Source organism: Acinetobacter oleivorans DR1 (genome assembly GCF_000196795.1).
GTDB lineage: Bacteria > Pseudomonadota > Gammaproteobacteria > Pseudomonadales > Moraxellaceae > Acinetobacter > Acinetobacter oleivorans.
Genome location: NC_014259.1, coordinates 612,584 through 639,369, shown reverse-complemented (window position 1 = coordinate 639,369; position 26,786 = coordinate 612,584). Strand labels below are relative to the sequence as shown.

Here is a 26,786-nt window from a genome sequence, read left to right as displayed (position 1 = left end):
GTATGGCTAGTAGATTCATTATTAAGGCGGATAGCATAGCGAGCTTTCATTCATCAATAAAATGCTTTTTTTGCATATTTAATAACGGTTTTATTGATAAGCTTTAATATAAATCGACATAAAAAAGCCCGGATAAATCCAGGCCCTTTCTATAAAAGCTTTTTATTTGTTATCTGGTAAGGCATAGGCCACTAAATAGTCGCCCATTTTTGTACCAAATGAACCATGACCACCAGCCATGATCACAACATATTGCTTACCATTGATTTCATAAGTCATTGGTGTTGCTTGTCCACCCGCTGGTAAACGCGCTTCCCAAAGTTTCTTACCATTAGTAACGTTAAACGCACGTAAATAATTATCTTGAGTTGCACCAACAAACATGACATTACCGGCAGTAGAAATTGAACCACCTAAACCAGGCACACCAATTTTCACAGCTGGTAACTGGAACAAGTTCGGTAAGCTGTCACGAATTGTACCAATACGTTTTTTCCATACCACTTCATGAGTTTTCAAATCAACGCCAGCTACATAGCCCCAAGCTGGTTGTTTACAAGGTAAACCAAGCGGAGATAAGAATGCACTAATTTCAACACCATAAGGTACGCCGTACATCGGTTGCACGCCCTGCTCAGTTCCCGCACCTTTTGCAGTTTGTGCACGGTTTGGATCGGCAGGAATTAAACGACTGACGAATGGCAAACCAATCGGGTTCATCACAGCAACCTGACGGTCAGGGTTAACTGACATACCGCCCCATTCAAATACACCTAAGTTACCAGGGAAAACTAAAGTACCGTTTTCAGATGGTGGAGTATAAATACCATCGTAATTTAGACGTTTGAAAGATACACGACACATGAGCTGATCAAGCATAGTGGCACCCCACATATCTTTATCAGTCAATTTATCTTGTGGAGCTAAGTTCAAGTCAGAGAATGGCTGAGTTTTTGAATAATGCTCGCCTTTAGTTTGTGGTCCACGTTTAACTGTTTGTGGAACTGGTTTCTCAGTTACAGGAACAATTGGTTGACCATTACGACGATCAAGAACAAAGGCATTACCTGTTTTAGTCAATACATAGATTGCAGGAACAGTTTGGCCAGCTTTGTTTTTGATATCAGCTAAAGATGGTTGTGATGGTACGTCCATATCCCATAAGTCATGGTGGGTTGTCTGGAAGTTCCACACTAATTTACCAGTTGAAGCATTAATCGCTAACATCGAGTTTGCATAACGCTCTTTCAACTCGGTACGGTCGCCCCCCCAGATATCTGGAGTACCTACACCTGTTGGAACATAAACGATATCAAGTTTGGCATCGTATGCTAAAGGAGCCCACGCATTTGGTGAGTTATGAACGAAATTCGTACCTTCGCCCGGCATTGCATTTGGATCTGCTGCGCCAGTATCAAATACCCAAAGGAGTTTACCAGTGTTAACATCGTATCCACGAATTACACCAGACGGCTCTTTATTTGAGTAGTTATCGGTTACCGAACCAGCAATAACAACTGTTGAACCAGTCACGATACCAGGGGATGTTGGGTTGTAGCCACCTGGGTAAGCATATGGCATAAACTCTTGCAAGTTCACTTCACCATTTTTACCAAAGTCAGTACATGCTTTACCAGTTTCAGCATTCACCGCAACTAAACGGCCGTCATTCACAGGAACAAAGACTTTACGCGGACATTGTGTAGAGTCAGATTTCTTGCTTTGAAGACTCGTTGCAAACTCAGTTGTGTTGTTTGCATCGTAGTACATCACACCACGGCAAGTTAAATGCTGGAACGATTTATCCGTTTTAAGCTTCGGATCAAAACGCCATTTTTCTTTACCTGTCGCAGGATCAATTGAAATTAATTGCTGGTGAGCAGTACAGATAAACATGTTATTACCGATTTTAATCGGTGTAACCTGATTGGTTGTTTCGCCAGAATCATTACCCGTTTTAAGATCGCCAGTACGTAAAGTCCAAGCAACTTTCAAATCTTTTACGTTTTGATCATTAATCTGTTTTAACGGAGAATAACGTACACCTGCCTGAGTACGACCATACGCTGGCCAGTCACTCTCTGCTACACCTGGTACCGCTTGAGCAGTTTCTGGTTGAGGTGTCTTGATTTCACCATTAATTTCTTGCGGATCGTTGAAAATCGAATAGACCATCAACAAGATTGCAATTGCTAGAGTTGAAGATAAGGCAACTTTACTTGATCCAAGGTTGCTGATTCCACGAGTTACGGCTGGAACCAATAACCATAAACCAAGAATACCTAAAATATCTAAACGAGGTGCAAGCGCCCAGAAGTCTGTTCCAACTTCCCAGACACCCCAAATAATGGTACCTAGCATTAAAGCAGCGTACACCCACAATGCAGTAGATGCGCACTTATAGAGTTGCCATGCAACAATTAGGAGTAATACACCAGTAATAATATAGTAAATTGAACCGCCTAATGTAGCGAGCCAAATACCTCCAATTAACAGGAATAACGCTAATAACCCAATAATAATTACGGTAAAAGTCGTTAAACCTGATCTTGAAGTAGGTTGAGTCATAAACCACCTCTTATCAATCATCATTTTTATCGGAAAGATAGGCCAAGCTTTTCATCAAAAATCGGCCTATCGATACATCTAAAACAAAACTCAGGCATAAAGAAAAAACGGAAGGTCAGGATTATTCAATCAATGATTTAGCCCTCGACAATCCGTTTTTCAGAGTAATTACGCTTAGAATGCAGTTGAGAATTTAATACCGCCTACCCAAGTGTTATCACCATTTTTTAATGCACCAACATGACGAACATATTGCACATTTGGACGGATAGTTAGCCAGTTTGTCGCATGAATACCGTAGTAAAGCTCGGTATTGTATTCAGTGTCGTATTCTTTATTTTGGACATCGTTCCAATCATCGTTGATATGGATACGCGCAACACCGAGTGCCAATTCATCTTGAGGACGTTGATTGAGCAAACCTTTATAGACTAAGCCTACATTTTGCATGTTATCAATTTTGTTGGTATCAGAATCATGGAACGTCAGGTTCACAAACCCAGTCAAACCACGATCTGTTTGATCAGCTGGCTGGAATAATTTTTGTTTTGCAGTTACCCACACACCTTGCTTATGAGATGTTTGAGCCTTATTTGTAATTTCTTCGGCATCAGCAGTGCTGTAGTAATACCCTAAACGGTATTCACCAGCCATACTTTGAGCACCTAATTTAGGTGACCAAACCACTTCAGCAGGAATAATTGCCCCATGTGAACCATCAGTACTTAGGTTAAAACCTTTGCCTCGGTCCAAATTTTCTGGGTTATATTCATAGACACCAACTTGGGTATATAAATCGGGTTGCAAGTTATATTTAACACGCATTGCCCATTGGCTGACAGGCCAGTTATACCACTGATCACCAACCCAGTTACCCACTTGCGAACCACAAAGCGCCAAGTTCTGGAAATCACAGTCAAAACTATTAAAGTCTTCACCTTCACCAAAACGACCCACTTTAACGTCTAACTTCTGGTCAAGAAATTTTTTCTTGATCCACAAATCAGTTAAACGCCAAGTTTGCTCACGCCCCCACACTTCTTGTACCGAGCTTAAGTGCCCCGCCAAAGCTGGTGAATGTTCAGAAAGCGATTGCCCATCACGATAAGTTAATGTGATTTGAGCTTCAGTATCTTGCCACCCTAAAATTTTATTTAAATCAAAATGAGTTCCTAAAGCAAGTTGCCCCGTATAAGCACTACCATGCGTTGATGTATTTTTTGAATCTAAAATACCGGCGTATTCGCCGGTATATCCAAAAGAAAAATCATAACCTTGTGCTTGTAACGCGGTGCGTTGACCGTTCCAATCACCCAACATCCACGGACTATTTGGGTCGAATGCAGCAGCAGCTTGTGCGTGCTGTATGAAAAGAGTAATTGATAAAACGGATAAACAGGAAGCCATCAAGGATTTATGTGTTTTCATGTTTACATACCTTTTATGTCTTTGTTTATAAAGGGTACGCTAATTTTATGTAAAGAAATTATTCAAAATGTTAATCAATTGATTAATCTAATAATAATCTTAATACACAGTGTCTAAGAAATGGCCTCACCTCTTTACCATTGTCCTTCACCAAGTTTTTGACCTATAAAGGAATATCTCATTTTTGATCTTGAAAACTTAATTGGACAAGCCAACTGTGGTTCTGTATCTGCTGTATTATTCTGCAAAGGAACATCCACAATCCATCCACGTTGTTGTGCTAAGGGCGAGTTTAATGACTCCGTGAGACTTAAAACAGGTTCTACACACACATCAATGTTTGCAAAAATTTCATGCCACTCTTTAAATGTTTTGCTTTTAATTTTTTCTTGAATGGCTTGTTTAACTTCTTTCCGATCTTCGGTATCTAATGAAGCGCCCTTTTGTAATAATAGGGGCAGATCAAGCGCTATGGATAAACCTGACATAAATTGTGGTTCAAGACTACCAATTGAAAGATAACGACCATCTTGGGTCATATAGTAGTCATAGAAAATACCACCATTGAGCATTCCATGCTCTGGAGCCTGTTCGACTTGTGCAGCAAGTGTGGCTGATGCAGCCATACTATTTAAGCTAGCAACACAATCGGTCATGGAAATATCAATATATTGCCCCATACCACTACGCCCGCGTTCAACCACCGCCGCTAAAATAGCAATCACTGCATGAAGTGAACCACCTGCAATATCTGCAACTTGAATACCGAGTGGTGGCGGACCGCTGTCTTGTCGGCCACTATACCCAGCAATACCGGCTAAAGCTAAATAGTTAATGTCATGACCTGCTCTATCTTTATAGCTTCCTGTTTGTCCATAACCTGTAATTGAGCAGTAGATTAAGCGCGGATTAATTTCGGCAAGTGTTGAGTAATCTAATCCTAGACGGCGCATGACATCAGGTCGAAACTGCTCTATGACAATATCAAACTCGGAAATTTTGGCTTTAATTAATTCAATACTTGCCGGATCTTTTAAATCAAGAACAATTGACTGTTTATTTCGGTTTAAATAACTATGTGCCGTTGCTTGCCCATTTGCGTAGGGCGGCATGATCCGAATTAAATCTGGACGCGATGGAGATTCGATATGGATGACTTCTGCGCCCATATCGGCTAAATACATTGTGGCAAAAGGTCCGGGTAAGAGTGTCGAGAAATCGAGAACTTTAAGTCCATTTAATGCTGTCGTCATCGTTTTTTTAACCACTATTATTCATATTTTCTTTTATATTAGTTAAGCAAATATTCTAAAACAATGTCATGTTCAGCCATTTACCTTGATCATTTCGGCAATTTAACATGTAAAAAGTGCTTTTACTCTGTTGTAAATCGCCAATTTATTTTTTTAGACGGTCATTTAGGTCAATTTAAAGTGAACATCAAAGAGACTGAAGGATTCAATATGAGTCGCGATACGATTAGCATCCACTTCGTGAATGCGGCTTTGACAGGCGTAAAGCGCCTTGGCATGGATGTTGAAATGCTCCTTTCACATGTGGGCATTGAAGCGGAATTATTACGTCAACCTAAAGCTCGAATCTCACCAGAACAATACACTCGTTTTATAAAAATGTTGTGGATGGTCACACAGGATGAACACGTTGGATTTGACGTACAACCACGTCGTCTGGGCACTTTTGCCATTATGTGTCAGTTGATTATTCACGCAAAAACATTGGGCCAAGCCCTTGAACTGTCATCTCAATTTTACAAATTATTTGGCGATGAATGGTCTGTCAGCCTAGAGCGTGACAAGCATGAAGCACGTCTAGTCCCACTCATCCCAAAAACTTTAGATCCAGATCACTTCATTACCGAAAGTATGCTTATGATTTGGCATGGTCTAGCATCATGGCTCATTGAACGCCGTTTGCCATTAGAGCGTGTTCATTTTAGCTACCCACGTCCTGCACATGCAGATGAATATGATGCATTATTTTTTGCACCAGTCATGCAGTTTGATGCACCACGTACTGAAATAACTTTTGCGGCTGATTATCTTGATTTGCCAATCCGTCAAGATGAAAAAACGCTAGAAGAATTCTTAAAAGCAGCCCCTGCTCAACTTTTAGTAAAATTCAAAAATACCAACTCGCTAACTTCTCGTATTCGTGAAGTGCTAAAAAGCCAGATTGGTGAAGAAATGCCAACGCTTAATGACGTTGCATCAATGTTGTATTTATCTCCTCAAACCTTACGTCGTCGCTTGGCTGCCGAAGGTAAAAGCTATCAAGGCGTAAAAGATGCCTTACGTCGAGATGCTGCAATTCACTTGTTACTCAATCCTGAATTAACACTTGAAGATGTTGCTCAACAAGTTGGTTTTAGTGAAACGAGTACGTTCCACCGCGCATTTAAAAAATGGACGGGTGTAACCCCTGGCCTATATCGCCAGCTACACGGTTATCACTAATTCTTTAATCTATTTAAGTTTCACATTTAGCCCAAGTTCAACTTGGGCTTTTTTGTATTTCTATTGGCAAAAATCATCACCTGACTGGTGCGCTTATCGTCATTGCACTCGCTATTAAAACCAGTACACTCAAAACACAAATAAATTTTAAGCAATAAAAAAGGAACTGTTATGAGCGAGGCTTATATTATTGATGCCATTCGCACCCCACGCGGAAAAGGAAAAAAAGACGGCTCTCTTTATGAAGTAAAACCAATTACCTTACTCACCACTTTATTAAATGAATTACAGCAGCGCCATCAACTCGATACATCGAAAGTCGACGACATTGTTTTGGGCTGCGTAACTCCTATTGGTGATCAAGGCGGTGACATTGCCAAAACCGCAGCGATTGCAGCTGGCTGGAATGATGATGTTGCTGGAGTTCAAATCAATCGTTTTTGTGCTTCAGGCTTAGAAGCAGTCAACATGGCAGCCATGAAAGTCCGTTCTGGTTGGGAGGATTTAGTGGTTGCTGGTGGCGTTGAATCAATGTCACGCATTCCAATGGGTTCCGATGGTGGACCATGGGCGCTAGACCCAGAAACAAACCTTAAATCATCATTTGTTCCACAAGGCATCGGCGCTGACCTCATTGCAACCTTAGATGGTTATAGTCGTGAAGATGTTGATAATTTCGCTGTGAAGTCACAACAAAAAGCAGCAGCAGCTCAATCAAATGGTTATTTCAATCACTCTGTCGTACCAGTAAAAGATCACGCAGGCGTGGTGATTTTAGATAAAGATGAGTTTATTAAAGGCAATACCACACTCGAAGGACTAACGAAGCTCAACCCAAGTTTTGAAATGATGGGGCAAATGGGTTTTGATGCAGTTGCTTTACAAAGATATCCAGAAGCACAAAAAATAAATCATGTTCATCACGCAGGTAACTCATCAGGCATTGTCGATGGAGCAGCTGTAGTTTTATTGGCTTCTGAAAAAGCAGTAAAAGAACAAAATTTAAAACCACGCGCTAAAGTTTTGGCGACTGCATTAGTCGGTACTGACCCAACCATCATGCTAACTGGCCCTGCGCCAGCCGCACGTAAAGCTTTAGAAAAAGCAGGACTCACGATTGATGATATTGACCTATTTGAAGTCAATGAAGCATTCGCGGCAGTTGTAATGCGTTTTATTAATGAGCTCAACGTCCCTGCTGAAAAAGTCAACGTAAATGGCGGTGCGATTGCTTTAGGCCATCCGTTAGGAGCAACAGGTGCCATGATTTTAGGCACACTACTTGATGAGCTTGAACGACAAGATAAAAAGCGCGGTTTAGCGACGCTCTGTGTTGGCGGTGGGATGGGTATTGCCACCATTATTGAACGCGTATAAAAATTAGGGATATAAAAGATGAGTGCAATTCAATACGAAAAAAATGCCGACAATATTGTCATTTTAACGCTTGATTCAACAGGTCAATCTGCGAATACCATGAATGCCGAGTTCCGTGACTCGCTCGATGAGGCAACTCAGAAACTTAAAGCAGAAACAGAACTTTCAGGTGTTATTTTCCGCTCAGCTAAAAAAACTTTCTTTGCAGGCGGTGACCTAGATGAGCTGATTCAAGTTCAGCCTGAACATGCAACAGACTTTTTCAATATGGTTGAAAAGTTAAAAGGTCATTTACGCACAATTGAAACGCTAGGCATTCCAGTCGTTGCAGCATTAAATGGCACTGCACTTGGCGGTGGTTGGGAAATCGCATTAAGTTGCCATCACCGTATCGCAATCAATGACCCAAAAAGTAAGTTCGGCCTACCTGAAGTCACTTTAGGCCTGTTACCGGGTGGCGGTGGTATTGTCCGCATGGTACGCCTACTTGGCTTACAAAACGCGTTTCCATTTTTAATGGAAGGCAAACAGTTCGGTGTCGATAAAGCAAAATCTTTAGGCTTAATTCATGACACAGCTGAAAATGAACAAGAGCTTTTAGATAAAGCAATTGCTTGGGTAAAAGCGAATCCAAAATATCAACAGCCTTTTGATGTGAAGGGTTATAAAATCCCGGGTGGTGATCCAAAAACGCCAGCAGTTGCACAAGTTCTTGCAATTGCCCCAGCCATGTTAAGAGACAAAACCAAAGGTTGTTATCCTGCCCCTGAAGCGATTATGGCTGCCGCAGTTGAAGGCGCTCAAGTTGATGTCGATACTGCACTGCGTATTGAGTCTCGCTACTTTACTCAGCTTACAACAGGCCAAATTTCTAAAAATATGATCGGCACTTTCTGGCATGGTCTAAATGCAATTAAGTCTGGTGCGAGCCGCCCTGCCGACGTTACAAAATGGCAAGCCACTAAAGTTGGTGTGTTGGGTGCGGGCATGATGGGTGCGGGCATTGCTTATTCAACAGCCATTAAAGGTATTCCAGTTGTCCTTAAAGATGTATCTGTTGAAAATGCGGAGAAAGGCAAAGCATATTCACAAAAGCTTCTTGATAAACGTGTTTCACAAGGCCGTATGACTGCAGAAAAACGTGATCAGGTTTTATCGCTCATTACGGCTACAGCATCAGCTCAAGATCTTCAAGGCTGTGACTTAATTATTGAAGCGGTATTTGAAAATCAAGAACTCAAAGCCAAAGTCACTCAAGAAGCTGAACAATATTTAGCGCCTAATGGCGTAATGGCATCCAACACCTCAACCCTGCCAATTACAGGTTTAGCTCAAGCAAGTAAGGATGATAAAGCTTTTATCGGTCTGCACTTCTTTAGCCCTGTCGACAAAATGCAGTTGGTTGAGATTATTAAAGGTAAAAACACCTCCGCAGAGACTCTTGCTAAAGCCTACGACTTTGTACAACAAATTGGAAAAACACCGATTGTTGTCAATGATAGCCGTGGTTTCTTTACGAGTCGTGTATTTGGTACGTTCATTCAAGAAGGTATGCGTTTGCTTGCAGAGGGTGTTCACCCAGCACGTATTGAAATGGCAGCACTGAAAGCTGGTATGCCAGTTGGCCCACTCGCTATTCAAGATGAAGTGTCTTTAACCTTAACTGAACATGTTGCTAGTGAAGCACGTAAAGCCCTGCAAGCTGAAGGAAAAGATTTACCTAAGACTTCTGTAGATGAAGTGGTTCACACCATGATTCATGAGTTAAACCGTAAAGGCAAAGCTGCTGGAGCTGGTTTCTATGACTATCCGGAAAATGGTAAAAAGCACCTTTGGGAAGGCTTGAACCGCTGGCAAAAAGATCATGATATTTCTGAACAAGACATGATTGATCGCATTCTGTTTGTACAGGCACTAGATACCTTACGTTGTTATGAAGAAGGCGTATTAGAGTCTGTAATTGATGCCAATGTCGGTTCTATCTTTGGGATTGGTTATGCACCTTGGACGGGAGGAGCAATTCAATTCCTAAATCAATACGGCACTGATAAAGCACAAAAACGAGCTGAAGAGTTAGCTGCTAAATATGGTGAACGCTTCACACCGCCTGCACTGCTAAAAACCAAAGCTGAGCAGAAACAAAATATTCAATAACTTAGACTTATTAAATATTTAAAAACTGCATAAACCTTGCCCATATAAATATATTTTATTTATATGGGTTTTTCTTTATGACCTTTAAGATTTCAGCCTCACACCTAAATATGCTATAAATAGACTTCATTTTTGTGCTTCTATAGCACATTCGAGAAATCCTTATGTCCGATAAAAATTCTTCCGAGTCAGCAGTTCTAGGCTGGAAATTTGTTCTGATCGTTGGTGTTTTAAGTGCGATTTTCCTTGGCTTTTTCTATTTAGCAATGAGTAATGAACCTGACTACATGCCAGGAGCACAGCGCAAAGCACAACAAGAGCAAATGCAGCAAAAAGCTGAACACTCTACAGAGCAACACGCTCAACATGACGATATGCCTAAAATGGATATGCAAGAACATAAGCACTCAACTCAGTAATCAGATATTTTTCAAATGACAGATTTTTCCCGCAACGCACTGGTTGTAGAGGGTGGAGGCATGCGTGGTGCCTTTACCAGTGGTGTACTTGACTCATTTTTACAACAACAGTTCAACCCATTCGATTTATACGTTGGTGTATCGTCTGGTTCGACCAATGTGGCTAACTACTTGGCAGGCCAGCAAGGTCGCACTCTAACGTTTTATGTTGATCACTCACTTCGCCCTGAATTCATCGATTACAAACGCTTTTTCAAAGGCGGTGATTTACTTGATTTAAAATGGATGTGGGAAATTGGTGAGCAAGAGCACCCACTTGATCAACAAAGTCTTTTTGCTAAAAATCCAGATTTTTATATGGTGTTGACGCATGCCAAAACAGGTCATGCAGAATATCTTCGTGCGGGTAAAGACAATTTGCTAAATGCACTTCGTGCTTCTAGCTCAATTCCGGTTTTAACGCGTCATCCCGTCGATATTATGGGTGAACCTTATTTTGATGGGGGTGTTGCAGATGCCCTACCCGTTCGCTGGACGGCTCAGCAAAGTGATGTGAAAAAACTATTGGTTTTACGCACACGCCCGAAAAATTACTTTAAGGCGAGTAGTCGAGGCGATCAATTCCTCGCGAAATATGCGTTTAAACATCATTATGGTTTTGCAAACAGCTTACGTAGCCGTTGTGCTCGTTATAACGCTTCGGTCGATTTTGTTCGTGGTGAAAATCCAGAACAGCAAATTTTAGAAGTTTGTCCACCACCACTTAAAAATATGGCTGGCCGTTTAACTACTAACCCGAAAAAGCTTCGCTACAGTTATGAAGTCGGCTTAGAAACAGGGCTACAGGCAATTGAAAGCTGGAATGCCATGAAATAAATCCAACTTGAGATTTCTAAAAAGAAGTCTCAAGTTAATTCTAAAATCATATCAATATGTGGAATGCCACAGTCTTCGTAAACCTCACCTTGCACATGAAAACCTAAAGCTTCGTAAAAAGCTGTCACATAAGTTTGCGCAGAAAGCTTTAAATAAGACAGTTTATGACGACGTGCATAGTCAATAATATGCTGCATTAAAATTTTACCAATACCCTGCTTTCGATAAGGCACTAAAACAGCAACACGCCCTACGCTATGCTGTGGCAACAGACGTGCTGTAGCGATAGGCTGTTCTTTGTCATAAACAATAAAATGCAAAACTGTGGCATCCAAGTCGTCCCATTCATCTTCAGATGCAATTCCCTGTTCTTGAATAAAAACTTGTTCACGGATGTATTTCGCATCTTTCTCGAGCTGTTCCCAACCACCCTCTATAATTTTATACATCCGCTCACCGCCCTAGCACTTACAGCCAATATTTTCGATCGGCAATTGATCTTGTAACAACAATTCCAACGTTTGTTTTTTAATACCGTACATTTCTTTCAATGCTTGGATTTGAGCCATAATCTTGGCATCAGGTTCAGAAACGTTTTTGCGTTTCGTCGCCAAAATCATTTTGTTTTTGCTGGTATGTTCAAGCGATACAAACTCAAAAACTTTAGTTTCATAACCATACGCTTTTAAAAGTAACGCACGTAACGTATCGGTTAGCATTTCGGCTTGTTGCCCCGCATGAATACCAAACTGTAGCATTGGTTGTAACACTTCAGGACTATGTAATTGTGGGCGTAACTCTTTGTGACAACACGGCGCGCACATAATCATTGAAGCATTTAAACGAATTCCAGTATGAATGGCAAAGTCTGTTGCAATATCACACGCGTGTAAGGCAATCATAACGTCCAGTTTTTCTGGCTGATAACTACGGACGTCACCTTCAAAAAAGTCTAAGTGGTTAAAATGCACTTTGTCTGCAACATTCTGGCAAAACTCAACCAGATTTGGGCGCAATTCAACTCCAGTGATCAATGGTGTTTTTTGCTGCTCTTGCAAATAATCATATAACGCAAAAGTTAAATAACCTTTGCCCGAACCAAAATCTACAATGCGTAACTCTTGTTGAGATGCATCAATTTGCTCATAAGCACTCGCAAAAATTTCAATAAATTTATTAATCTGTTTCCATTTACGCGCCATGCTTGGAATGATTTGGCCTTTTTCATCAGTAATACCAAGCTCTTTTAAAAATGCATTGCCCTGCTGTACATAGCGCTGCTTTTCACGATCATGAGTCTGAACCGTTTGCGTCGCATTTACTGCCTGCTTTTTCCCTATATTTAAGAGGGCTTTTTTCTTATTTTTCTTGAGTTGTATTTCTTGATTAGTTGAAAATAAATTCGCTTGTTTACATTGAATGATTAATTGCTCAATCTGTTGCAAGCCTTCTTCAAATGAATAATTTTTAGTCATATCTTGGGTAGTATGATGATATAGAGCTGAAAGCTGTTTTTGGCCATGTAGCTCTACAACGCGGAAAGTGATTTTTTCCAGTTGCGCCAACTCTCCTTTATATTGACTCAAGATCAATCGCTCAAAAGCTTGTTGGTCAAGCATTTGCTTGATTTTATGAAAGAATTGCTGTTCTTGCTCAAAGGAGAAAACCGACACGGATATACCTAAAAATGAAGACTCATATAAAATAGAAGTTTAAAGGGTCTAGGATTAAAAATAAAATAACTTTACGACTGTTTTGTATTTCTATACATTCGTATTTTTAATCAAAAAAATTAAACTTATGAGTAAATCTGTGTTGGAAACTTACGATCCAAAAGAAGAACTATTTAATGCCTACAGCCATGGCGCTGGTATTATTATGGCAGTTATAGCTTCTATCTTTTTAATTATAAAGGGATCTTATCTTTCAACTGCTCAGTGGGTAGGTTTGTGGGTATACTCATTTAGTCTCATTTTGGTTTTCACCAGTTCCACACTCTATCACTTTGCTCAAACACAAAATCTACGCTACTGGTATAAGAAACTTGACCATACAGCTATTTATTATTTAATTGCTGGAACGTATACCCCCTTCTTAAGCATCGCAATTCCTACTACAAAAGCTCACTATCTGTTGATTGCACTCTGGAGCATTGCTGCGATTGGTACACTTTTCAAGTTAGTTTTTATTCATCGTTTTCAAAAAATTTCTTTGCTGGCTTATATTTTAATGGGATGGCTTGCCGTGTTTGTAATGGATGACATGCGCACGTATTTAAGTAAAGACGCATTGATTTTCTTGATCATTGGCGGGTTAGCTTATACGGTTGGAGCATTGTTTTACGCGTTAAAAAAGGTAAGATATACCCATGCGATCTGGCACATTTTTGTGCTTTTAGGTGCAGGAGCACATTTTCTTGCTATCTATTGGTACATAGTTTAGTTCATTTTTCACTCTTATTCAGTGATCCTGAAAGAGTCATGGATGATGTTCTTTCACGCTATTCTTTTAGAAAAAATACGTGTTTAAAAGGAATAGTAAATTAAAAATAAATTTTAACTGATATAAGGTTTTATATGGATTCAACCTCTGCGACTGCTGCTCCGGCAGTAGCCACTAATTCAAAAACACGGGTTTTGTTTGCAAGCTTAGTCGGTACAACCATTGAGTTCTTCGACTTTTATATCTATGCAACTGCTGCCGTTATTATTTTTCCTCACTTGTTTTTCCCTGCTAGTAGTGGCAGTGCCGCAGTCTTACAATCTTTAGCAACCTTCGCAATTGCCTTTATTGCCCGTCCCATCGGTGCAGCAATATTTGGGCATTTAGGAGACCGTATTGGTCGGAAAGCCACATTGGTTGCAGCTTTACTCACCATGGGTATTTCAACCGTATGTATTGGTTTACTTCCTACCTATGCACACATCGGAATCTTCGCACCCTTACTATTGGCTGTATGCCGTTTAGGACAAGGCTTGGGTTTAGGTGGTGAATGGAGCGGTGCAGTATTACTCGCGACTGAAAATGCCCCTGAAGGTAAAAGAGCATGGTATGGCATGTTCCCACAACTTGGCGCTCCAATTGGTTTTATTTTGGCAACTGGTTCATTTTTGTTATTGAGTGCCACCATTCCTGAGCAAGCATTCATGCAATGGGGCTGGCGTATTCCATTTATTGCAAGTGCTGTATTAGTGATTGTGGGCTTATATATCCGTTTAAAACTTCATGAAACTCCAGCATTCCAAAAAGTTTTAGATAAGCAAAAAGAAGTTAATATTCCATTTAAAGAAGTTATCACTAAACACACGGGTAAGCTTATTCTTGGTACGATTGCAGCAATCTGTACATTTGTCGTGTTCTATCTTACCACCGTATTTGCCTTAAACTGGGGAACCACAAAGCTTGGTTATGCACGTGGTGAGTTCTTAGAACTACAACTCTTTGCTACCCTTTGCTTTGCTGCATTCATTCCTTTATCAGCTATTTTTGCAGAAAAATTTGGTCGTAAAACAACCTCTATTGGCGTCTGTATTGCTGCTGCGATTTTCGGCTTGTTCTTCTCTAGCATGTTAGAGTCTGGAAATACCTTAATCGTCTTCCTTTTCTTATGTACAGGTTTGGCGATTATGGGCTTGACCTATGGTCCGATTGGTACAGTTCTTTCTGAACTTTTCCCAACTTCAGTTCGTTACACAGGTTCAGCATTAACGTTTAACTTAGCAGGCATTTTTGGTGCATCATTTGCGCCACTTATTGCAACTAAGCTTGCTGAAACTTATGGTTTATATGCAGTTGGTTATTATCTTACTGCGGCATCACTTTTATCACTCATCGCTTTCTTACTCATTCGTGAAACGAAAAACGATGATGTGAATAATCAGATCTAAAAATTAGAAATTCTGATATAAAAAAAGCCGGTTCAAAATTGAACCGGCTTTTTTTATAAATATATGATCTTAATTTATTGATGCTGGATTCGAAGGTGCAATGCTATTTGATACAGCAGGAGCTGTTACATTACTTGCTGCAACAGCAGCTGGTCCAGCAACAGCAGCTTCACCAATGAGTGCAACTTTTGCTTTTTCTTGGCTCTTCACAGATAAAGCAGGGTTAGTTGCTACAATACGATTAATGTTTGCTGAGTTTGCCGGAGCAATCGCAGTCGTTTGTAAAATAATTGGGCGATTACCTGTGTTACCCAACGTATAGCGAATGCCTGTACGCGGGCTAATCACTGTAGTATTTTCTTGCTTCACCACAGCTTGAGCCGAAGTTGGGCCTTTTGCTGCAAGTACTTTATCAACCGTTGTCGTTTGAGGGGCTGAAGCTGCTTCTGCTGCGAAAACAAAACTAGGTACAGCAAGAACAGTTAAAAATAAAGGTTGTAATACTTTTTTCATTGTCTTTCCAACATACACTCTGGATGAGAAGTAAATAGCATTTAATGCTTAAAACTGCAAACATTATTCACAGGCTTACTACAAACATAAAAAAAGCAGAACAATTGTTCTGCTTTTTTTCGTTAAGGCAGATTAAATCTTACCGTGACATTGCTTATATTTTAGTCCAGACCCACATGGGCATGGTGCATTACGGCTTTCTGGAACAGGGAAAGCTTGCTGATCATTAGACTCGTTCACGCTTTCTTGAGAAAGTGTAACTTCACCAGTTAACCCATCTACGTCATCATGTTCGAAAGAAAGCTTCATTGATTCAGCTTGCTGCTGCTGTTGAGCTTCCATTTCTGCAAGTTCTTCTGGTGTTGGGATATGTACACGAGACAAATCAGTCACAACATCAGTTTTAATAATACCCAGCATATTTACAAACAGGTTAAAAGCTTCTTTCTTGTATTCCTGTTCAGGGTTCTTTTGCGCATAGCCACGTAAGTGAATACCTTGACGCAAATAATCCATTGCAGCCAAATGATCTTTCCAATGACGATCAAGAGAGTTTAAAACGAAGTGACGTTCAAGCATTGCTGCTGATTCATCACCCATTTGAGCGCGGCGCTGGCGATAACGTTCAATTACTTCATCGCTAATACGCTCAACTAAACCTTCTTCATCTAGACGGCGATCTTGATCTAACCATTCTTGAATTGGTAACTCAATACCCAAATCAATACGCAGAGCGTTTTCTAAACCTTCAACATCCCACTGGTCATGAATTGACTCTGGTGGAATAAAGTTAGCAATCACGCCTTTCATCACTTCGTGATGCATTTCTTCAACGTATTCTTTTAAAGTATTTTCAGCTAACACTTCATCACGTTGTGAATAAATGATCTTACGTTGTTCATTATTCACATCATCGTATTTCAATAAGTTTTTACGAATATCAAAGTTACGCGCTTCAACTTTACGCTGAGCGTTCTCGATTGAGCGACTCACCATTTTGTGCTCAATCGCTTCATTTTCTTGGAGACCCATTGCGCGCATCATTCCGACTACGCGATCACCTGCGAAAATACGCATAAGGTCGTCTTCAAGAGACAAATAGAAACGAGAAACACCAGGGTCACCCTGACGGCCCGCACGACCACGTAACTGGTTATCAATACGGCGTGATTCATGGCGTTCAGAACCAATGATGTGCAAACCACCTGATTTCAATACATCTTCGTGGTCTTGTTCCCATTGTGCTTTCAGACGTGCTTCATCTTCAGCAGTAGGGTTTTCAAGTTTGGCAAGTTTTGCTTTCCAGTTACCACCCAAGATAATGTCCGTACCACGACCAGCCATGTTGGTTGCAATCGTTACTGCATTCGGGCTACCGGCCTGAGCAATAATGTCAGCTTCACGCTCATGTTGTTTTGCATTCAACACTTCGTGGTGAATACCAGCTTGCATTAACTTAGAAGATAAAATTTCACTGGCTTCAATGGTCGCTGTACCAATCAGAATTGGCGCAACACCTTGCTCACGAATATTCGTAATTTCCTGAATAATCGCATCGTATTTACCGTTACGGTTTAAATAAATTAAATCGTTTTGGTCATTACGTACCATTGGGCGGTGAGTTGGAATAATCACAACATCAAGGCCATAAATTTCTTTCATTTCCGCAGCTTCAGTATCAGCAGTACCTGTCATACCTGAAAGCTTTTTATATAGACGGAAATAGTTCTGGAATGTTGTGGTCGCTAAAGTTTGGTTTTCAGGCTGAATTTCCAAACCTTCTTTCGCTTCAACTGCTTGATGCAAACCTTCTGACCAACGACGACCTGGCATTGTACGACCAGTGTGTTCGTCAACAATCACGACTTCGCCATCGTGAATAATATAGTGAACATCACGTTGGAATAAGAAATGTGCACGAATAGCAGCAGACACATGATGAACAAGGCTCAGATTCGTTGCTGAATATAGGCTTTCACCTTCAGCTAACAGACCCATTTGAATAAGTTCTTGTTCAACAGTTTCATAACCAATTTCAGTCATTTCAACTGAACGCTGCTTTTCATCAATCCAGAAGTGCCCACCATCTGCAACTTTTTCTTCTTTTTGCGGATGTAATTTAGGAGGAATCGTATTGATTGCAGAATACAGATGCGAAGAGTCTTCACTTTGACCAGAAATAATTAATGGTGTACGTGCTTCATCAATCAAGATTGAGTCAACTTCATCGATAATGGCATAGTGCAAACCACGTTGTTTCTTTTCTGCTAAAGAAAACACCATGTTGTCACGTAGGTAGTCAAAACCGAATTCGTTATTAGTACCATAGGTAATATCAGCAAGATAAGCTTCCGCTTTTTCAGACGGACCTTGCATTGAATAGATCGTACCAATGCTTAAACCTAAAAACTCAAATAATGGACGGTTCAACTCAGCATCACGCTGTGCCAAATAATCGTTCACCGTAATGACATGAACGCCTTCGCCACTTAATGCGTTTAAATAACACGCCAAAGTACCCATCAGGGTTTTACCTTCACCGGTACGCATTTCGGCAATTTTACCTTCATGTAAGGTAATACCACCAATAAGCTGAACGTCATAGTGACGCATGCCCATTACACGCTTGGCTGCTTCACGACAAACTGCAAATGCTTCTGGAAGTAATTTATCTAAACTTTCGCCATTATTATAACGTTGTTTGAATTCTGGAGTTTTTGCAGATAAGTCTGCATCGCTTAAAGCTGATATCGTCGGCTCGAGCGCATTGATTTGCTCAACAATTTTGCGCATTCGTTTGAGTTCGCGCTCATTTTTTGTACCGAAGATACCTCCGATCAGACTTGCCAACATGGATAAACTCTCTAAATCTTGCTTGGTCAAATGAATAAACTTTTTCTCAGTCGTTTATTATGGTGCCAGAAATTTGAAGTACAAGGGGTTTGCACAAAACCCCTAAAAAAAATCTGATAGTTAGATGAATGGTATTTCATTCATCTAGTCCCCCTTAATGTATCTGGCACCTAAAAAGCACCATTAACGCTCATCTATTAAGCATAACTTCCGAGAAATCTAATTTAGCAAATTTACCTTAAAGTTACATTGATTAAGCACTTAAAATAATGAGTTTTAGTCATATATATTTACACTTATATAAAAATTTCATAATAAAATATAAAAACAATAATTTTAATCATAAAGTAAATGCTGCATATTCATTCAATCGAATAACAAATTATGAGCAATTGAGGAACGATCATGACATTACGATTAGGAGACACTGCCCCTGATTTTCAACAAGAATCGAGTGAAGGCATAATTAATTTTTATGATTTTTTAGGGGATAGTTGGGGAATCTTATTTTCACATCCAGCCGACTATACGCCAGTATGTACAACAGAATTAGGTTACACAGCAAAATTAAAAGATGAATTTACGAAGCGTAATGTTAAAGCGATTGCTTTGTCAGTAGACGATGTAGAGTCTCATAAGGGCTGGATCAACGATATTAATGAAACACAAAACACAACGGTAAATTTTCCAATCATTGCGGATAAAGATCGTAAAGTATCTGAGCTTTATGGTTTCATCCATCCTAACGCCAGTGAAACACTCACAGTGCGTTCTTTAGTTATTATTGATCCGAACAAAAAAGTTCGCTTAATTATTACCTACCCTGCTTCAACAGGTCGCAATTTTAATGAAGTCTTACGTGTGGTTGACTCATTACAATTAACAGATAAGCATAAAGTCGCTACACCAGCGAACTGGCAACAAGGCGAAGATGTGGTTATTGTGCCATCACTTAAAGATGAAGAAGAAATTAAACAACGCTTCCCTAAAGGCTATACAGCGGTTAAGCCTTATTTACGCTTAACACCACAGCCTGAAAGCAATAAAACCGACTAAAGGTTTTTATTGCTTGCAAGACAAGCGAAGTGCGTAGGCAAACATTCTAAAGTTTCCTAATAAAGCTGACAGTTATGTGCTGATTTTAAAAGCCTTTAAAAAAGGCTTTAATCGAAGCGCAAGACAAGCGAAGTGCGCTTAGGCAGGCATCTGAAAGACTCCCTACAAGACAAGCGAAGCGCGTAGCGCAAGCATCTGAAAGGTTCCTTGCAAGACAAGCAAAGTGCGTAGGCAGGCATCAAAAGATTTCAAATAAGCCAACCGCGTAGTAAATCTTAAGCAAAATAAGTAAATTTTTCACCCTTAAAAAGCCATCCAACGTGATGGCTTTTTTATTTATGTATTGAATACACATGGTTTTTACTGCTCAGATCAGTTATAACTCGAAGCGATTCGGTATAAAAAATAAAAATCATGATCTATAAAATTCATCATTTAAAGTGTGGCAGCATGTGCCCAGTTTGTGCCCCACTCTTTGGACAAAAAGGCTTTCGCGCTGAAGTCGTCTGCCATTGCCTTCTGGTTGAAACTGATCGAGGCTTAGTGCTTATTGATACAGGCTTTGGCTTGCAAGATTATTTACATATGAAACAACGCCTAGGCTCATTAGTTAAACGTTTAGGTAAAATTGAGCCTAACCTTGAGTTTAGTGCTATTCAGCAAATTCAAAAGCTCGGATTTAATCCAAAGGATGTACAGCACATCTTTGTCACTCATCTTGATTTTGATCATGCAGGTGGAATTTCAGATTTCCCACATGCCACTGTGCATGTTTTAGCTGCAGAATATAACGCAGCCCAACTTCCAAATTTTAAGGGCAAACTTCGTTATAGAACCAATCAATATAAAGATCATCGCTACTGGAACTTTGTTGAATACCAGCAAGGTGAAGCATGGTTCAACCTCGAAAAAGTAAAAGGCTTTCCTCTGTTCCAAGATGAAATTTTAATGGTGCCTCTATTGGGGCATTCAGCTGGTCATTGTGGTATTGCCATAAAGCAACAAAATCAATGGATATTATTTTGTGGGGATGCTTACTACTCACACCTAGAGTTAAACCCTAAAAATAAATTAAGATCACTCGGTGTGCTGGAAAAAACATTTGCAGAAGATAATGAGCAACGCCTTGTTAATCTCAAACGCTTACAGCATTTAGCTCAACATGAGCCAACGATTGAAATAATTTGTGCTCATGATCCTTATGAGCTTAATCGGTATCAAACATGAAAAAATTATCGCTCATTACACTTCTCATCTGTATAAATTTACAAGGATGTATGCAGCATGAAAGTATTGCTCATGAGCAACGACCAAAAGACTGGGGCACTTTAGTCTCTCAGAGCCATAACTTTTATCAAATTAGTAATGATGTTTTTCGCAGTGAACAACCTAGTGCTGCAATGATTTCAGAATTAAAGAATCATCAAATTGGAACAATTATTAATTTAAGAGCCAAAGACGCAGATACTTTAGTTTTTAAAAATGAAAATTTTAATCTTGTGCATATTCCTATCAACACATGGGCAATTAACCGCCAAGATCTATTAGAGGTTATGCAGCAAATCAAAATTGCTAAACAGAGTAATCAACGTGTTTTATTGCACTGCTACCATGGTTCAGACCGTACAGGCGCCAGCGTTGCGATGTATCGCATTATTTTTGAAAATTGGGCAATTGATGATGCGGTTAAAGAAATGAAGGAAGGTGGTTATGGCTACCATATTATCTGGAAAAATATTGACCGTTTATTCACCCCTGAAAATGTAAAATGGATTCAACAGCAACTGTCGAATCCATCTTAACTACATCTTAAGTAAACCTTAGATCAGATTAACGCTGATCTAATGGCACCCAATCAATGACCCAAGCCGATTTCATATTTAAACTTGAATCAGAAGTAATTTTCTTACGGGCCGCATCTGCTGTATCACGGTCTTTCGCAGGACCTACCATAATACGGATTCCCTTGCTTGTTTGGCTCGTAGTTACCTTGTAGCCTTTAGCTCGTAATTTAGAAACAACTGCATCTGCATTTGCTTGGTTAGCAGCCAATGCAACTTGCACCATCCACTTTTTATCACCATTTTCCAGCAATTCACGCGCTTTTTCAGCCTCAGCTTTTTTATCAGCTTCTGCTTTACGTTTAGCCTCTGATGTTTTCTTATCAGCTTCTGCTTTGTGTTTTGCTTCAGCTGCTTTTTTATCAGCTTCTGCCTGACGTTTTGCTTCAGCTGCTTTTTTATCAGCTTCCGCTTGACGTTTTGCTTCAGCTGCTTTTTTATCGGCTTCTGCTTGGCGCTTTGCTTCAGTTGCTTTCTTATCAGCTTCTGCCTGACGTTTTGCTTCAGCTGCTTTCTTATCAGCTTCCGCTTGGCGTTTTGCTTCAGCTGCTTTTTTGTCTGCATCTATTTTTGAAGTATCAGTTGTTTTATTTGCCACATTAGTTTGCTGGTTTTTAGCTTTCGCCTCACCCACTAACTCTGGTGGAATATTATCTGAACTTTCTTGAGCAGCTGTACGACGTGCATTAATCGCAGCGTACTCTGCTGCGGCTTTACGAGCAGCATCAGCTTCAGCTTGCTGTTGCATTGCTAAAAACTCAGCTGCACGTGCTTCTTGCTCAGCAACTGCTTTTTCACGCGAACGGCGCTGTTCTTCTAACAAACGTTTTTCTGTTTCAACATCAACCGCTAGAGGTTGTAGTTGTACCATTTGTCCTTCGGTTGCTTGCTTTGGCTTAGTTTGAGTTTTTGGCGATGTGGATGCGGGTGGCTGAACTTCAACCTGTTTTATTTCCTCATTCCCTTTTAGAAGTAATGCTGCCAATAAAACACCACCTCCCAGTAAAACAACACCACCCATCCAGCGTTGTTTGTTATTCATTGACATTCTTCCAAATACTCCCAAATCGCTTCTAAAGTATGAAACGAACCACAGGCCAAAATCAGCTGATTGTTATTTGTTTGCTCAAGCGCTGATTTAAAAGCCTCTTTGATATTGCCATATTGTTGTACTGTCTGGCCTTGCAAGGCATCATTGAGTTGCTGAATCGGTGCAGCACGCGGCACATTCAACTCAGCAATTTTCCAATGTAAAACAGTAGGTTTTAATAAATCGACTACTGATTTTATATCTTTATCTGCCAGCATTGAAAATACTGCGACAACTTCTGTGTACTGTTTATTGTATTCTAAGAAATTTCGCAATTGCTTTAACAAAAATTCAACACCATGTGGATTGTGTCCGGCATCAAAAATTACCGTTTTACCCTCCACTTGACGCTGCTCAAAACGTCCAGCTAAACGTGCAGATTGAATACCTTTTTCTAATGCTGACTGAGAAATTTCAAGTCCGCTGTTTAAAATAGCTGCAACCGCTCCCGCAATATTTTCAATGGCTAAATGACCTAAGGGAAGCTTTAAAGTAGTTCCTTCTGAGGCAAAGTACCAGTTTTGTCCATCATCGGCGAGTTTATAAAAATAATCACGATTAACGGCATATAAGTCTGCTTGCGTACTTTCTGCTTTATCTTGGATTGCTTGAGGTAAAATTTGTTCGCCAGCAAAAACAACCGGAATTTGTGGACGAATAATGCCTGCTTTTTCAAAAGCAATTTTTTCGATGGTATCGCCCAACCAGTCAGTATGATCTAGGCCAATATTAGTAATAACTGCAACATCGGGATCAATTACATTGACGACATCTAAGCGTCCACCCAAACCAACTTCGAGCACCCATACATCACATTGCTGTTGTTTAAAAATGACAAAAGCAGCCAAGGTGGTTGCTTCAAAAAAAGATAAGCTTAAATCACAATCGCGACGAGCCTGATCGACTTGAACAAAAGCATCAATCAGACTTTGATCATCGACTTCAACTCCACCTAATTTGACTCGCTCATTAAAGCGATAGATATGAGGTGACTGATATAACCCAACTTTATAACCCTGTGCGTTTAATATCGCGGCCAGTGTGGTTGTAGTTGAGCCTTTACCATTCGTTCCGGCTACTGTAAAAACTTTAGCGGTAGGCTGAGTTACACCCAGCTTTTCTGCAACAGGAATTACACGTTCCAGACCAAGATCTATCCCTGTAACGTGAACATGGCTCCAATAATTGAGCCATGTATCTAAAGAGTCTATTGAAAGTGGAGCTTGTTGGTTCAAGGTAAGTTCATCAATTTCGATACAAGTCGAGATACAGTATCACGTAAAGCATGACGATGAACAATCTGATCGATTACACCATGATCAAGCAAATATTCAGCACGTTGGAACGGTTCTTCTAGAGTTTCACGTACAGTCTGCTCAATTACACGTTTACCAGCAAAGCCAATCATCGCTTTAGGTTCAGCAATATGAATATCACCCAACATTGCTAAAGAAGCTGTTACACCGCCATATACAGGATGTGTTAACACCACGATATAAGGTAAACCTGCATCTTTTAACTTTTGGATCGCCGCTGAAGTACGTGCCATTTGCATAAGAGACAGCATACCTTCTTGCATACGTGCACCACCAGAAGCTGCGAAACAGATCAATGGTTGACGTTTTTCAATAGCAAGTTCAGCAGCCTGAACAAAACGGTCGCCTACAACTGTACCCATAGAGCCGCCCATAAAGTCGAACTCAAAAGCACATGCAATCATATCTACGCCATTTAAATTACCTTGCATGGCAATTAAGGCTTCCGTTTCACCAGTTTTGGTTTGCGCTTCACGCATACGATCTGGATATGGCTTAGTGTCGACAAACTTTAACGGATCTTTCGCGCTAAATTCTTGCCCTAATTCTGCTACTACATTGTCGAAGAACCAGTTCAAACGATCACGAGCTTTCATACGTAAGTGTTCATCACACTGCGGACAAACATACGCATTGAAAGAGATTGCTGTACGTGTCACTAGAGCATGACATTCAGGGCATTCAATCGTTGGCTCAGTAAATGTTGCTTTGAGAATTTGTTGCTCATTTGCGACTTCAATACCTGGAACCGGACGTTTTGTCCATGGTGTCGAAGGGCTAAGAACTTTCCCTGATTTCACTTCTTGATTCATACTAACTCATCGAGCGCTGCTCGAAGCTCCTTGACTTTATTCACCGTCTGTTCAACAGCGTCATCCGCTGCCAACGTTGCAAAATTTTTAACGAAAGCACTACCTACAATCACAGCATCAGCAACGCTACCCATTGCTTTTGCTGAAGCCGCATCACTAATACCAAAACCAACACCTACTGGAATATCAGTGGCATTTTTGATTTTTTGAATACGTGCAGCAGCTTCTGCCGTATCTAGTGTTGCGGCTCCCGTTACACCCTTAAGTGAAACATAGTAGATAAATCCACTTGCCTGATTTGCCACATGTTGAATGCGTTGGTCTGTAGAAGTTGGTGCGAGCAAGAAGATTTGATCCATGTCATGTTGCTTCAACACAGCACCAAACTCTTTTGACTCTTCTGGCGGTAAATCCACCAGTAATAAGCCATCTACACCACACTCTTTCGCATGAGAAACAAACTTCTCGTAACCAATCACTTCAACCGGATTTAGATAACCCATTAAAACAACAGGTGTATCCTGATTCTGTTCACGGAACTCCTTTACCATATTAAGAGCATCTAATGTGTTAGTCCCTGCTGCAAGCGCACGTTCAGCTGCAAGCGCAATTACTGGACCATCGGCCATTGGATCTGAAAATGGTAAACCAAGCTCAATGACATCTACTCCTGCCGCAACCATTTTATGCAGTAACGGAACTGTTACTTGCGGTTGTGGATCACCCGCCATGACATAAGATACAAGCGCTTTACGTTGTTGGGACTTAAGCTTTTCAAAACGGGTGGCAAGACGTGACATAGGGTTGTGCTTTCCTTGAATTATTTAAAATTGAGGAGTTGTTTGTAGAAATACAAGAACATCGCATTTTAACGCTATTTTTTGTCCATTGAACAGGTCTAACGTTATGGCGATATTCGATTGTATGATTCATACAACCCATGGCGTACATTTATCAATATTTTGAAACTTTTCTCAATGATCAAAGCTTCCTATTTTCGAGCCATTATTAGATCGTCATCTGAATAGAAAATCGCCACAGGAAGGCTATTTTATTGCATTTTTATTTGTTAGCTGTAATTGTCTTTTTCTTGCTAATAGGGTTTGTCCTGTCAAATTTTTATGGGCACGTGCGAGTGCTGACTGGTCCGAATATCCCAATTGTTCAGCAATTAAAGTGAGGCTGGCATTTTGGTTAAGTAATATCTCACAGCGTCTCATACGCTCTGCATCTAAAATTAATTTAAATGAAGTGTTTAATGACTGTAGCTGGCGCTGCAAGCTTCGTACTGAAATATTCAACTCGATGGCAATATCTTCTATTTTAGGGGCCTGCTGCCTTTGCTTAAAATATTCATGGACGATCCAATGTATTTGCTGAGCTAAATCTGTATGTATTTTACGCTGAGCTAATGCTTCTTCTGCCTGTTTCACTAAAAGTTGCATTAAGGTTGGGTCTGCATGCTGAGGACGAATACTTAGTCCCTCACTTGCAAAAGTTAATGCATAGTAAGGTTTTTCAAATGATAATTTGCATTGAAAGAAACGCTGATAGTGCACTAAGGGACCACGTGCACGGTGCACGAACTCAACTTGTTGCAAGAGAAAATCATGTAGTGGGGCTATCTGTTTAGCAAGCTGTACCATCGCGGCCAAGGTCAATTCACAAAGTATGATATTGCTGTCATCAACCAATGGCCAATACAAACGAATTTTAGAAGCATCTTGCTCAATTTGCATAGGCACCACTTGTTCACCGTCAATCACCAGACGATGAAACTTCATAATATATTCAAGAACCTCGGCAAAACTGCCACTTCGGGATGCCATATAGCCCAATACACCAAAATTAGCGGGTGTAATGCAAGTGGCCATTTCCAAAGCTAAATTGGAAACTTGTAGCTGAGATTCGGTTAGCTCTAAAAGCTCAAGAAAAAAATTTAAAGATGATTGAGCATCAATAGACGAAGCTAAAATATTTTGAACTTGTCGGGCCTGAACATCCGTCAGATTTAATGCCTGCCAGTCCATTTCCCTTTCTTTTAAGTAAGTATTCCAAAGGTAAAAATACCCATTTGAAATCGTAAAATCCTGCATGGCTCATCCTTTTTTTACTGCCATCT

Annotated in this window: 22 protein-coding genes; 10 read left to right on the top strand and 12 right to left on the bottom strand. The window is 40.3% G+C overall.

Going from position 1 to position 26,786, the window contains the following annotated elements; translation table 11 throughout:
• Nucleotides 1–162: 162 nt before the first annotated feature.
• The 3 genes from AOLE_RS03085 to AOLE_RS03075 all read right to left on the bottom strand — a co-directional run bounded on the left by AOLE_RS03085 (nt 163) and on the right by AOLE_RS03075 (nt 5,249).
• Nucleotides 163–2,568, bottom strand: a complete 2,406-nt coding sequence (locus AOLE_RS03085; RefSeq protein WP_013196884.1) for a glucose/quinate/shikimate family membrane-bound PQQ-dependent dehydrogenase — start codon at nt 2,566–2,568, stop codon at nt 163–165.
• Between the two features lie 174 nt (nt 2,569–2,742).
• Nucleotides 2,743–3,975 (bottom strand): carbohydrate porin, encoded by a 1,233-nt coding sequence (locus tag AOLE_RS03080; RefSeq protein WP_081399253.1) that lies wholly within the window; start codon nt 3,973–3,975, stop codon nt 2,743–2,745.
• A 155-nt stretch (nt 3,976–4,130) separates the two neighbouring features.
• The gene (locus AOLE_RS03075; protein WP_013196882.1) at nt 4,131–5,249 is read right to left on the bottom strand and encodes a CaiB/BaiF CoA transferase family protein; all 1,119 of its coding nucleotides are present in this window, start codon (nt 5,247–5,249) and stop codon (nt 4,131–4,133) included.
• 210 nt (nt 5,250–5,459) lie between these two features.
• Here AOLE_RS03075 and AOLE_RS03070 point away from each other — a divergent pair, with 210 nt between their 5' ends.
• From AOLE_RS03070 to AOLE_RS03050, 5 genes are all read left to right on the top strand, one after another.
• Entirely contained in the window at nt 5,460–6,470 is a 1,011-nt protein-coding gene (locus tag AOLE_RS03070) for an AraC family transcriptional regulator (protein ID WP_004789200.1), read from the top strand.
• 171 nt (nt 6,471–6,641) lie between these two features.
• Nucleotides 6,642–7,847 (top strand): acetyl-CoA C-acetyltransferase, encoded by a 1,206-nt coding sequence (locus tag AOLE_RS03065; protein WP_013196880.1) that lies wholly within the window; start codon nt 6,642–6,644, stop codon nt 7,845–7,847.
• Between the two features lie 18 nt (nt 7,848–7,865).
• Nucleotides 7,866–10,001, top strand: a complete 2,136-nt coding sequence (locus tag AOLE_RS03060) for a 3-hydroxyacyl-CoA dehydrogenase NAD-binding domain-containing protein (protein WP_013196879.1) — start codon at nt 7,866–7,868, stop codon at nt 9,999–10,001.
• Nucleotides 10,002–10,165: 164 nt separating this feature from the next.
• A complete protein-coding gene (locus AOLE_RS03055) occupies nt 10,166–10,420 on the top strand; it encodes a hypothetical protein (RefSeq protein ID WP_013196878.1) in 255 nt (84 codons plus the stop codon).
• A 15-nt stretch (nt 10,421–10,435) separates the two neighbouring features.
• A complete protein-coding gene (locus AOLE_RS03050) occupies nt 10,436–11,296 on the top strand; it encodes a patatin-like phospholipase family protein (RefSeq protein ID WP_013196877.1) in 861 nt (286 codons plus the stop codon).
• 29 nt (nt 11,297–11,325) lie between these two features.
• Here the strand turns inward: AOLE_RS03050 and AOLE_RS03045 are convergent, their stop codons facing one another.
• Nucleotides 11,326–11,745, bottom strand: coding sequence for a GNAT family N-acetyltransferase (locus AOLE_RS03045; protein WP_013196876.1), 420 nt, complete (start codon nt 11,743–11,745; stop codon nt 11,326–11,328).
• Between the two features lie 12 nt (nt 11,746–11,757).
• Nucleotides 11,758–12,969, bottom strand: a complete 1,212-nt coding sequence (locus AOLE_RS03040) for a class I SAM-dependent methyltransferase (RefSeq protein WP_013196875.1) — start codon at nt 12,967–12,969, stop codon at nt 11,758–11,760.
• Between the two features lie 127 nt (nt 12,970–13,096).
• On the opposite strand from AOLE_RS03040, the gene trhA reads away from it, so the two are divergent.
• Both trhA and AOLE_RS03030 read left to right on the top strand, forming a co-directional pair.
• Nucleotides 13,097–13,738, top strand: a complete 642-nt coding sequence (gene trhA / locus AOLE_RS03035) for a PAQR family membrane homeostasis protein TrhA (RefSeq protein ID WP_013196874.1) — start codon at nt 13,097–13,099, stop codon at nt 13,736–13,738.
• Nucleotides 13,739–13,872: 134 nt separating this feature from the next.
• Nucleotides 13,873–15,183 (top strand): MFS transporter, encoded by a 1,311-nt coding sequence (locus tag AOLE_RS03030; protein ID WP_013196873.1) that lies wholly within the window; start codon nt 13,873–13,875, stop codon nt 15,181–15,183.
• Between the two features lie 69 nt (nt 15,184–15,252).
• Here AOLE_RS03030 and AOLE_RS03025 read toward each other — a convergent pair whose 3' ends face one another.
• Both AOLE_RS03025 and secA read right to left on the bottom strand, forming a co-directional pair.
• Nucleotides 15,253–15,696: a hypothetical protein gene (locus tag AOLE_RS03025; RefSeq protein ID WP_004789183.1), complete on the bottom strand. Its 444-nt coding sequence runs from the start codon at nt 15,694–15,696 to the stop codon at nt 15,253–15,255.
• Nucleotides 15,697–15,828: 132 nt separating this feature from the next.
• Nucleotides 15,829–18,549: a preprotein translocase subunit SecA gene (gene secA / locus AOLE_RS03020; protein ID WP_013196872.1), complete on the bottom strand. Its 2,721-nt coding sequence runs from the start codon at nt 18,547–18,549 to the stop codon at nt 15,829–15,831.
• Between the two features lie 405 nt (nt 18,550–18,954).
• Here secA and AOLE_RS03015 point away from each other — a divergent pair, with 405 nt between their 5' ends.
• The 3 genes from AOLE_RS03015 (at nt 18,955) to AOLE_RS03005 (ending at nt 21,407) form a co-directional block, all read left to right on the top strand.
• Nucleotides 18,955–19,605 (top strand): peroxiredoxin, encoded by a 651-nt coding sequence (locus tag AOLE_RS03015; protein ID WP_013196871.1) that lies wholly within the window; start codon nt 18,955–18,957, stop codon nt 19,603–19,605.
• A gap of 414 nt (nt 19,606–20,019) precedes the next feature.
• Complete coding sequence (locus AOLE_RS03010; RefSeq protein ID WP_176564280.1) at nt 20,020–20,832, top strand: MBL fold metallo-hydrolase; 813 nt, start codon at nt 20,020–20,022, stop codon at nt 20,830–20,832.
• Entirely contained in the window at nt 20,829–21,407 is a 579-nt protein-coding gene (locus AOLE_RS03005) for a dual specificity protein phosphatase family protein (protein ID WP_013196869.1), read from the top strand. Before AOLE_RS03010 ends, AOLE_RS03005 begins: the two co-directional genes overlap by 4 nt.
• Nucleotides 21,408–21,435: 28 nt before the next feature.
• Here the strand turns inward: AOLE_RS03005 and AOLE_RS03000 are convergent, their stop codons facing one another.
• The 5 genes from AOLE_RS03000 to AOLE_RS02980 all read right to left on the bottom strand — a co-directional run bounded on the left by AOLE_RS03000 (nt 21,436) and on the right by AOLE_RS02980 (nt 26,760).
• On the bottom strand, nt 21,436–22,494 hold the full coding sequence (locus tag AOLE_RS03000) for an SPOR domain-containing protein (RefSeq protein WP_023274384.1): 1,059 nt from the start codon (nt 22,492–22,494) through the stop codon (nt 21,436–21,438).
• Complete coding sequence (gene folC, locus AOLE_RS02995) at nt 22,485–23,771, bottom strand: bifunctional tetrahydrofolate synthase/dihydrofolate synthase (RefSeq protein ID WP_013196867.1); 1,287 nt, start codon at nt 23,769–23,771, stop codon at nt 22,485–22,487. Before folC ends, AOLE_RS03000 begins: the two co-directional genes overlap by 10 nt.
• Nucleotides 23,768–24,664 (bottom strand): acetyl-CoA carboxylase, carboxyltransferase subunit beta, encoded by an 897-nt coding sequence (gene accD / locus AOLE_RS02990; protein WP_005309656.1) that lies wholly within the window; start codon nt 24,662–24,664, stop codon nt 23,768–23,770. Before accD ends, folC begins: the two co-directional genes overlap by 4 nt.
• Nucleotides 24,661–25,464 carry a tryptophan synthase subunit alpha gene (gene trpA, locus AOLE_RS02985; RefSeq protein ID WP_013196866.1) on the bottom strand — a complete coding sequence of 268 codons (804 nt, stop codon included), beginning with the start codon at nt 25,462–25,464 and terminating at the stop codon, nt 24,661–24,663. Before trpA ends, accD begins: the two co-directional genes overlap by 4 nt.
• Before the next feature lie 246 nt (nt 25,465–25,710).
• A complete protein-coding gene (locus tag AOLE_RS02980; protein WP_013196865.1) occupies nt 25,711–26,760 on the bottom strand; it encodes an AraC family transcriptional regulator in 1,050 nt (349 codons plus the stop codon).
• Nucleotides 26,761–26,786: the final 26 nt, after the last annotated feature.

Excerpts from the sequence above, each read along its gene's own strand:
- AOLE_RS03045 (WP_013196876.1), bottom strand. The coding sequence starts at position 11,745 with ATGTATAAAATTATAGAGGGTGGTTGGGAACAGCTCGAGAAAGATGCG.
- AOLE_RS03005 (WP_013196869.1), top strand. The coding sequence starts at position 20,829 with ATGAAAAAATTATCGCTCATTACACTTCTCATCTGTATAAATTTACAA.
- AOLE_RS03065 (WP_013196880.1), top strand. The coding sequence starts at position 6,642 with ATGAGCGAGGCTTATATTATTGATGCCATTCGCACCCCACGCGGAAAA.
- AOLE_RS03030 (WP_013196873.1), top strand. The coding sequence starts at position 13,873 with ATGGATTCAACCTCTGCGACTGCTGCTCCGGCAGTAGCCACTAATTCA.
- secA (WP_013196872.1), bottom strand. The coding sequence starts at position 18,549 with ATGTTGGCAAGTCTGATCGGAGGTATCTTCGGTACAAAAAATGAGCGC.
- AOLE_RS03070 (WP_004789200.1), top strand. The coding sequence starts at position 5,460 with ATGAGTCGCGATACGATTAGCATCCACTTCGTGAATGCGGCTTTGACA.
- trpA (WP_013196866.1), bottom strand. The coding sequence starts at position 25,464 with ATGTCACGTCTTGCCACCCGTTTTGAAAAGCTTAAGTCCCAACAACGT.
- AOLE_RS03000 (WP_023274384.1), bottom strand. The coding sequence starts at position 22,494 with ATGTCAATGAATAACAAACAACGCTGGATGGGTGGTGTTGTTTTACTG.
- accD (WP_005309656.1), bottom strand. The coding sequence starts at position 24,664 with ATGAATCAAGAAGTGAAATCAGGGAAAGTTCTTAGCCCTTCGACACCA.
- AOLE_RS03010 (WP_176564280.1), top strand. The coding sequence starts at position 20,020 with ATGATCTATAAAATTCATCATTTAAAGTGTGGCAGCATGTGCCCAGTT.
- AOLE_RS03050 (WP_013196877.1), top strand. The coding sequence starts at position 10,436 with ATGACAGATTTTTCCCGCAACGCACTGGTTGTAGAGGGTGGAGGCATG.
- AOLE_RS03060 (WP_013196879.1), top strand. The coding sequence starts at position 7,866 with ATGAGTGCAATTCAATACGAAAAAAATGCCGACAATATTGTCATTTTA.
- AOLE_RS03075 (WP_013196882.1), bottom strand. The coding sequence starts at position 5,249 with ATGACGACAGCATTAAATGGACTTAAAGTTCTCGATTTCTCGACACTC.
- AOLE_RS03055 (WP_013196878.1), top strand. The coding sequence starts at position 10,166 with ATGTCCGATAAAAATTCTTCCGAGTCAGCAGTTCTAGGCTGGAAATTT.
- AOLE_RS03080 (WP_081399253.1), bottom strand. The coding sequence starts at position 3,975 with ATGGCTTCCTGTTTATCCGTTTTATCAATTACTCTTTTCATACAGCAC.
- AOLE_RS03025 (WP_004789183.1), bottom strand. The coding sequence starts at position 15,696 with ATGAAAAAAGTATTACAACCTTTATTTTTAACTGTTCTTGCTGTACCT.
- AOLE_RS02980 (WP_013196865.1), bottom strand. The coding sequence starts at position 26,760 with ATGCAGGATTTTACGATTTCAAATGGGTATTTTTACCTTTGGAATACT.
- trhA (WP_013196874.1), top strand. The coding sequence starts at position 13,097 with ATGAGTAAATCTGTGTTGGAAACTTACGATCCAAAAGAAGAACTATTT.
- AOLE_RS03015 (WP_013196871.1), top strand. The coding sequence starts at position 18,955 with ATGACATTACGATTAGGAGACACTGCCCCTGATTTTCAACAAGAATCG.
- AOLE_RS03085 (WP_013196884.1), bottom strand. The coding sequence starts at position 2,568 with ATGACTCAACCTACTTCAAGATCAGGTTTAACGACTTTTACCGTAATT.